Below are 7608 nucleotides of genomic sequence, written 5' to 3'. Positions count from 1 at the left end.
CCGACGCGCTCGCGCGTTGTCGGAGCCGCCGTCCGGGAGGGGGGCCGGGGCGTCAGCAGGTTCCGCCGAGGGCGACCCCGTCGACGCGGGAGACACCGGCGTCGCGCTGCGCGCCCACGCGCCGGTTGACCTCCTCGGGCGCCACGGACTCGCCCTGCTGGTGGTACACCCAGTCCACGTCCTGCACGTAGGTGCTCGGGCCGCCGGTGTGGCCGCTCATGTCCACGAACCACTGGTTGAAGTTGATCGACATCGGCGACGAGGGGTAGTACTTCCCGCTGTGCTCGGCCACCAGGTGCGTGTCCACGTAGTAGCGGACCACACCGTCCGTCACCTGGACCACCAGGTCGCGCCATCCGTCGAAGGAGCGGTTCACCACGTCGCTGGTGTTGTCCGCGACCCAGGGGTCGCGCTGGTAGGTGTGGTACGAGGTCAGGTACATGGCCTCCGCCGGGGCGCCCCAGCCCGAGTTGGGCAGGTACTCGAAGTCGAGCTCGCTGTAGGCGGGATCGTTGTCGTAGGCCAGGGGCGTGATCGTGTAGAAGGTCTGGAGCACGGTGTCGCCGTCCTGGCCGGAGACCGGGGCGTCGGAGAACTTGACCTTGGCGGCGTAGGTCCCCTCGTGGAACTTCTCCTCGCCGAAGGTCAGCTCGGCCTGGCTGGTGCCCGCCGGGGTGCCGTCCGTGGTCGAGGTCAGGCGCAGCAGGGAGTCGCCGCTCTCCTCGGCGAAGGAGATGTTGTCGGCGTCCCAGGACGCGCCGGGCACGCCGGGGCCGCCGGGCCAGCTGCGGACGTTCCAGCCCTGGCCGCGCAGGGCCGGGTCGTCGGGGCCGGTGTAGTCGAAGTCGTCGAAGAACAGGCCGCACGACGCGGAGGTCTGGTCGGCGACGGTCTCGACCTCGACGGGGGAGCCCGCCGCGCAGGCGGTCAGGGGGAGTGCGACGGCGCAGGCCAGGGCGATGCGGCCGGGGCGGATGCGGGTGGGCACGGGGAACACCTCGGTTTCGGGGAGGAACAGCCGGGAGCAGGGGCTGGGCCGGGGCCTCCGGTCCTGGAGGGCCCGGCCCGGGAGGCGCTAGAACGCGGTCAGCGTCACGTCGAGGGACACCGGCGCGTGGTCCTGGACGTAGGAGGCGAAGTTCGACACGTCGTCGAAGGCGAAGCCGTAGGCCTTGCCGTCCACGGTGTTCTCGTGGAAGACCGCCGCGTAGCGGTTGGTGGTCTCGTGGTTGTAGAACGCCGCGGGGTCGGTGACCGGGTGCTCGGCGGTGTCCAGCAGCGTCGAGCGGTTGAACGCCGCGCCCAGGATCGCGGCCACCGGACCGGTGATGCCGTCGTTGGGGGCCGCCAGGGCGCCGTCGCAGAAGAAGACGTCACGGGTGGAGGGCTTGGGGATCGGGGCCACGCCGCCGTCGAAGACCAGGTTGCCCGAGCCGTCCACGCGGCCGGTGAAGGTCCCGGCGTTGGTGGTGACGCGCAGGTCGGTGGTGCTGTAGCGCTCCCAGACCTGGTCGATGTAGGAGTCGTAGTAGTCGGCCGGGAACAGTCCGGCGTCCAGCCCGTGCCCGGGGGCGATGACGAGTTCTCCCTCGCTCAGCACGAGCGACGAGAAGACGGGGTCGGCGGAGAGCGTGGCGAAGACCGCGTCGCGGCCGCCCGGCTCGAACGTGCCGGTGGTCTGGTCGGCCTCGCCCTGGAGGCGGATGGCCAGCGGCACGCTGAACTGGTCCACCATGCTGGTGTTGCAGTACATGCCGGTCTCGTTGTGGGTGAACTCCACGGTGTCGTGGAGCACCCCGTGGCTGGGGTCGGACTCGACCCAGCCCGCCGGGTACTGGAGCGCGGGCCTGCCGTTGCCGTCGGTGACGACCTTGAACCGGAGCTTGCCGCCGAGGGCGAAGTACACCCGGCCGGACATGAACGGCAGGGACAGCTCGCTGACCGAGTCCAGCGGGATCGAGTAGTCGGTGAACCCGTCGTCGGTGTTGTCGGACTCCGCGACCGGGTGCGCGACGCCGCTGGCGTCGACCCAGGACTGCGTGTTCGTGGTCAGGTCGGTTCCCACGATGTAGGCGCGGATCTCGCTGTCGGGGAAGGTCCCGGTCTCGTTGGTGACCCTCACCGGAAGGGCGCCGGCCTGAGAGCCGCCCGAGGTGAGTTCGCCGTTGCTCTCCGCACGGGAGCAACCGGTCGTGACGAGCAGGGTGCTGACGGTGGCGAGCGATGCGCCGCCGAGGAACAGTCTTCGGTCGATCATGGGGGTCGCCTCACTGGAGGGGCTGGTAAGACGCGCCCAATCTGACGACCGTTGAAGCGTCGCGTCAACCCGTGGTCACGATCCGTCCGCGACGTTTTCGTGTTCTTACTGGTAACAAAGTTGCCATGTGACTTATGTCACTCTCGATCCGAATGATTTTCGGTTCTGTGGGTGAACATTTTCGGCGGATGGGCGTCCACAGAAGTTCTCCCCCTGGTGGGCGGCGGTTCACGGGGGCCGCGCTCCGCCGGAAGGAGCTGGCGCGCGGACTCGCTCCCCCTACCGAACGGGACGGAAGGGGCCCGGCACCGCACCGCCGTCCGGCCCGCACCGACCGGGACCCCGGTCCGGGGCTTCGCCGTCCCCGTCCGCACAGCCCCCGGTCTACGCCCTCGCGCCCTCGGCGGGCTCCGTCGGCACGGCGGCCCCGGCCAGCACGGCCGACTCGACCGGAACGACGGCCCCGGCCTCCAGGGAACGGCCCGCCTCCAGCATCCGGTCGATCAGTTCGTCCCTGGTCTCCCTGACGGCGCGCGCGTTCAGGGCCTCGCCGTGCAGCCGGTCGGCGTTGCCGCCGTCGGAGTCCACCTGGACGAGGAGCAGGTCCAGCTCGCGCTGGCGCTCCTCGACCCTCTGCACCTGCTCCCACTCGGTGTGCGCGGCCAGGGCCTCCTCGACGGACGCCCCGTAGTCGCGGATCGCGTCCACCCGGGCCGCCAGCTCCCGGTACACGGCCTCGTGGCGCTCGTGCTGCTGGTCCAGCACGGCGAGCACCCGGTCGGAGACGGCGTCGAGGGAGTCCGCCACGTACTCCTCCCTGATCCGCTCGTGCCGGTGCAGCAGCGAGGCGATCCGCCACTCCTCGGCGCGCAGGACCGACAGGGGCTGGGCCGCGTCGAAGGAGTCGCCCAGCCGCAGGTCGGCCTCCTCGACGGTCCCGATCGTCCTCTGCACGTCCAGCAGCAGGCGGGCGCCCTGCCGACCGAGGTTCGCGGGCACCAGGTAGCGGTCCGCGTGGGCCGCCGCCAGCCGGTCGCCCCGGGGCCACCACCACCCCGCCCACAGGGCGGCGGCCGCGTACACCGCGCCCGGCACGAACCAGTAGAGGTTGAAGGCCCACTCCGGCCCCGCCAGTGCGAGGAACCAGCTCGTCAGGGTCGCGGGCACGAAGGCCAGGGAGAACGCCTGCCAGGACCGGCGCCGGGAGGTCCGCGACAGCCACCGCGGCAGTAGGGACCGCGGGCGCACACGGGTGACGGCGAGTCCGGCGGCGCCCACGGCCGCGGCCTGCACCAGCAGGCCCAGGAAGTACAGAGGGACCGACCACACCAGGAGGGGACCGCTGGCCAGCGCCCAGAGGAGGCTCAGCGCGGCCACCGCGGTCCCGGCCGCCGCCATGCGCGTCCGGTTGGGGAACCGGGGCTGCCTGGCCCAGGCCCGCTTCGAGCGCAGGAAGGGCAGATGCTTCCGGAGTCTTCCGGCGAGGCGGGGAGGCAGTGAGGGGTCCAGGACGGGACGTGCGCCCCCACCCGTGCTGTCCGCGACCTTCCACCGGCTGTCCGACACTGGTTCGGCTCCTCTCGCGTGCGGTTCGCCGCGCTCGGCCCCCTCCGTTTCGGACACGCGTTTCGGACGCGCGGTTTCTCGGGGAGTCCGTACCGCACGTTACCGCCCCGGCACGGAATCCGTACCGGGGCGGTGGTCACGAATCTCGCCTCAGCCCGCGACGGCCTCCTCCACGGCGGCGGCCCACAGCGACACCGCGCTGTCGACCTGGTCGCCGTCGACGATGAGCGGCGGGATCATCCGCACCACGTTCCCCTCGGGGGCGCAGGTGAGCAGCAGGAGTCCGTGCCGGGCCGCGGCCTGCTGGGCGCGCAGCGCGGTGGCGCCGTCCGGCGAGCCGTCGGCGGCGGTGAACTCGTTGCCGAGCATCAGCCCCCGGCCGCGCACGTCGCCGATGACCGGGTTGGCCTCCGCCACCTTCTCCAGGCCCAGGCGCAGCCGCTCGCCCATGCGCGCGGCGTTCTCCACCAGGCCCTCCTCCTGGATCACGTCCAGGGTGGCCAGGGCGGCGGCGCAGGACACCGCGTTGCCGCCGTAGGTCCCGCCCTGGGAGCCGGGCCAGGCCTTCTCCATGATCGCGGCGGGGGCGGCGATCGCCGACAGCGGGAAGCCGCTGGCCAGTCCCTTGGCGGTGATGACCACGTCCGGCCGGATGCCCGAGGGCTCGTGGCCCCAGAACGTGCCCGTGCGCCCGAAGCCGGTCTGCACCTCGTCCGCGACCAGCAGGAACCCGTGCCGGTCCGCGCGCTCGCGCAGCCCCTGGAGGAAGGCCGAGGGCACCGGCACGTAGCCGCCCTCGCCCAGCACCGGCTCGATGAACACGGCGGCGGTGTCCCTGGGCGAGGTCACCGTGGCGAACAGGTAGTCCAGCTCGCGCAGCGCGTACGCGACCGCGTCGGCCTCGGACACGCCCAGCCGGTAGGCGTAGGGGAACGGCGAGACCACCACGCCGGGCATCAGCGGGCCGATGCCCGCGCGGATCTTGACCCCGGACGTGGTCAGCGACGCGGCGCCCATGGTGCGCCCGTGGAAGGACCCCTGGAACACGATGACGTTCTGCCGACCGGTCGCCTGCCGGGCCAGCCGCAGGGCGGCCTCGACGGCCTCGCTGCCCGAGTTCACGTAGAACAGCCGGTCGAGCCCGGCGGGCAGCACCTCGCCCAGCCGCTCGGTGAGCCGCAGCAGCGGCCGGTGCATCACGGTGGTGTACTGGCCGTGGACCAGGGTCCCCACCTGCTCCCGCGCGGCGGCCACGACGCGGGGGTGGCAGTGGCCGGTGCTGGTGACGCCGATGCCGGCGGTGAAGTCGAGATAGCGGCGGTCGTCCTCGTCGTAGATGTAGGCGCCCTCGCCTCGGGCGGCGACGACCGGTGTCGCCTGCTTGAGGATCGGGGAGAGCTCCGCCATGCGTGGCCTCGATTCCGTGTCGCGTGTTCCGTAGGATTGTTGACAATCGACGCTGCTATGGAAACATCCGTGCGGCGACGGTGTCCAGTGGGCGCACGTTGGGCAGTTCTGACCACAGGCCGAATCTCGACCGGGGAGTAGCGAACATGTCGGATCAGGAAGCACGGGTCGTCGCGCAGGTGGACAAGAGGCTGTTCATCGGCGGGACGTGGCGCGACGCCGCCTCCGGGAACGCCTTCGAGGTGGAGGACCCCTCCACCCGTGAGGTGCTCTGCGAGGTCGCGGACGCGGGGAAGGAGGACGCGCTCGACGCCCTGGACGCGGCGCACCGGGCCCAGGCCGACTGGATGCGCACGGCGCCCCGGGACCGCGGCGAGATCCTGTACCGGGGCTACGAGCTGCTCATGGAGCGCCGGGAGGACCTGGCGGTCCTGATGACCCTGGAGATGGGCAAGCCCCTCGCCGAGGCCCGGGGCGAGATCGCCTACGCCGCCGAGTTCCTGCGCTGGTTCTCGGAGGAGGCCGTGCGCATCGAGGGAGGGTTCTCCACCTCCCCCGACGGCAAGTCCCGCTTCCTGGTCATGCGCCAGGCGGTCGGCCCCTGCATGCTCATCACCCCCTGGAACTTCCCCATGGCGATGGGCACCCGCAAGATCGGCCCCGCCATCGCCGCGGGGTGCACCATGATCCTCAAGCCCGCCCACCAGACGCCCCTGTCCGCCCTCGCGCTGGCGGGCATCCTCTCCGAGGCCGGGCTCCCCGAGGGCGTCCTCAGTGTCATCCCCACCACGGATCCGGGCTCGGTCACCGAGCCCCTGCTCAGCGACGGCCGCATCCGCAAGGTCTCCTTCACCGGCTCCACCGCCGTGGGCCGCAAGCTCCTCGAACAGAGCGCCGGGCAGGTTCTGCGCACCTCCATGGAGCTGGGCGGCAACGCGCCCTTCCTGGTCTTCGACGACGCCGACATGGACGCCGCCGTGGACGGCGCGATGCTCGCCAAGATGCGCAACATCGGCGAGGCCTGCACCGCCGCCAACCGCATCTACGCCCAGGCGGGCATCGCCGAGGAGTTCGCCGAGCGCCTCAGCCGCCGCATGGGCGCGCTGCGCCTGGGCCGCGGCGTGGACGAGGGCGTCGACGTGGGCCCGCTCATCGACGACAAGGCCCGCGACAAGGTGCAGGGCCTGGTGGACGACGCCGTCGGCAAGGGCGCCCGCGTGCTGGTCGGCGGCGGCCCCGGCGACGGTCCGGGCCACTTCTACAAGCCCACCGTGCTCGCCGACGTGCCCTTCGAGGCCGAGCTGTCCACCACCGAGATCTTCGGCCCGGTGGCCCCCGTGCTGCCCTTCGAGACGGAGGACGAGGTGCTGCGGGCCGCCAACGACACCGAGTACGGACTGGTCAGCTACGTCTACACCCGCGACCTCAACCGGGCGCTGCGGGTCAGCGAGAACCTGGAGACCGGCATGGTCGGCCTCAACCAGGGCGTGGTCTCCAACCCGGCCGCGCCCTTCGGCGGGGTCAAGCACTCCGGTCTGGGCCGCGAGGGCGGCCGGGTCGGCATCGACGAGTTCCTGGAGACCAAGTACGTCGGCATCGGCGGAATCTGACCGGATATCCGGGCGATCCGGAGGTTCGACTGTGCCTCGGGCGCGGCACCGCCTACGCTCGCCCCATGGGCACACGGATCCCCGACGACGGTGACACCGCCGCCGCTCTGGCCTCCGTCAGGGCGGCGGGCGGTGAACCGTCGCCGGAGGCGCGGGCGGACCTGGAGCGGATCGCACGCGGTGAGATGAGCTTCGAGGAGGCCAGGGAGCGCATCCTGGCCAGGTACCGGCTGCGGGAGTGACGGAGGCGACGCGGCGCCCCGCGATCCTGTTCGCCGTGATCTCGTACTCATAGCGGGGTTCGAGCGCCGACATCGGCTAAGACGCAGTTCAGGCCCCTTGCGTCACACCGGTGACGTTTCCGGCCAGCGCGGGTCGGGCGGCGGCGCCGGGCGGCGGCACGGCACGACCGTGCCCAGGGGCACTCCGGGCGTCGGCGCCGCGCACCGGCACGGGCGCGTCCGTGTTCCGCGGGCGTCCTATGCCTCGGGGACGGACTCCCCGCCCTCGCCGTTGATGCGCTCGACCGTGTCCACCATGTGCGCCTCGATCAGGCGCAGCAGCTCCTCCTCCGCCCCGTCCACGATCGCGTCCAGGATGCGGCGGTGCTCGTCCAGGAGCTCCTCCGGCTCCGGGTACACGTCCTGCATCACCGTGAGGCACATCCGGGTCTCCACCAGCAGCGTCTGCGCCATGCGCTCCAGGCGGCTGTTGCCCGCGCAGCTGACGAGGGTCTGGTGGAGACCCGGATGTGCCTCACGGTGATGC

At 71.9% G+C, this 7608-nt stretch carries 7 protein-coding genes; 2 read left to right on the top strand and 5 right to left on the bottom strand.

The window, feature by feature from the left end:
* Positions 1–52 precede the first annotated feature (52 nt).
* The 4 genes from DQW06_RS18340 to DQW06_RS18325 form a co-directional block, all read right to left on the bottom strand.
* Positions 53–988 (bottom strand): glycoside hydrolase family 16 protein, encoded by a 936-nt coding sequence (locus tag DQW06_RS18340; RefSeq protein WP_013155753.1) that lies wholly within the window; start codon positions 986–988, stop codon positions 53–55.
* An 87-nt stretch (positions 989–1075) separates the two neighbouring features.
* Positions 1076–2257, bottom strand: coding sequence for a glycoside hydrolase family 64 protein (locus DQW06_RS18335; RefSeq protein WP_013155752.1), 1182 nt, complete (start codon positions 2255–2257; stop codon positions 1076–1078).
* Between the two features lie 384 nt (positions 2258–2641).
* The gene (locus tag DQW06_RS18330; RefSeq protein ID WP_013155751.1) at positions 2642–3823 is read right to left on the bottom strand and encodes a hypothetical protein; all 1182 of its coding nucleotides are present in this window, start codon (positions 3821–3823) and stop codon (positions 2642–2644) included.
* Between the two features lie 150 nt (positions 3824–3973).
* Positions 3974–5230, bottom strand: a complete 1257-nt coding sequence (locus tag DQW06_RS18325; protein ID WP_013155750.1) for an aspartate aminotransferase family protein — start codon at positions 5228–5230, stop codon at positions 3974–3976.
* Between the two features lie 146 nt (positions 5231–5376).
* On the opposite strand from DQW06_RS18325, the gene DQW06_RS18320 reads away from it, so the two are divergent.
* Positions 5377–6840: an NAD-dependent succinate-semialdehyde dehydrogenase gene (locus tag DQW06_RS18320; RefSeq protein WP_013155749.1), complete on the top strand. Its 1464-nt coding sequence runs from the start codon at positions 5377–5379 to the stop codon at positions 6838–6840.
* Positions 6841–6905: 65 nt separating this feature from the next.
* Complete coding sequence (locus DQW06_RS28965) at positions 6906–7082, top strand: antitoxin VbhA family protein (protein ID WP_013155748.1); 177 nt, start codon at positions 6906–6908, stop codon at positions 7080–7082.
* A 237-nt stretch (positions 7083–7319) separates the two neighbouring features.
* Here the strand turns inward: DQW06_RS28965 and DQW06_RS18315 are convergent.
* Positions 7320–7608, bottom strand: a 289-nt coding sequence (locus DQW06_RS18315; protein WP_117198983.1) for an FCD domain-containing protein, incomplete at its 5' end; no start/stop codon positions are given.

Source organism: Nocardiopsis sp. TNDT3, assembly GCF_003427465.1.
Classification (GTDB): domain Bacteria; phylum Actinomycetota; class Actinomycetes; order Streptosporangiales; family Streptosporangiaceae; genus Nocardiopsis; species Nocardiopsis dassonvillei.
This window is presented reverse-complemented; position numbering and strand designations above follow the sequence as displayed.

Excerpts from the sequence above, each read along its gene's own strand:
- DQW06_RS18335 (WP_013155752.1), bottom strand. The coding sequence starts at position 2,257 with ATGATCGACCGAAGACTGTTCCTCGGCGGCGCATCGCTCGCCACCGTC.
- DQW06_RS18325 (WP_013155750.1), bottom strand. The coding sequence starts at position 5,230 with ATGGCGGAGCTCTCCCCGATCCTCAAGCAGGCGACACCGGTCGTCGCC.
- DQW06_RS18320 (WP_013155749.1), top strand. The coding sequence starts at position 5,377 with ATGTCGGATCAGGAAGCACGGGTCGTCGCGCAGGTGGACAAGAGGCTG.
- DQW06_RS28965 (WP_013155748.1), top strand. The coding sequence starts at position 6,906 with ATGGGCACACGGATCCCCGACGACGGTGACACCGCCGCCGCTCTGGCC.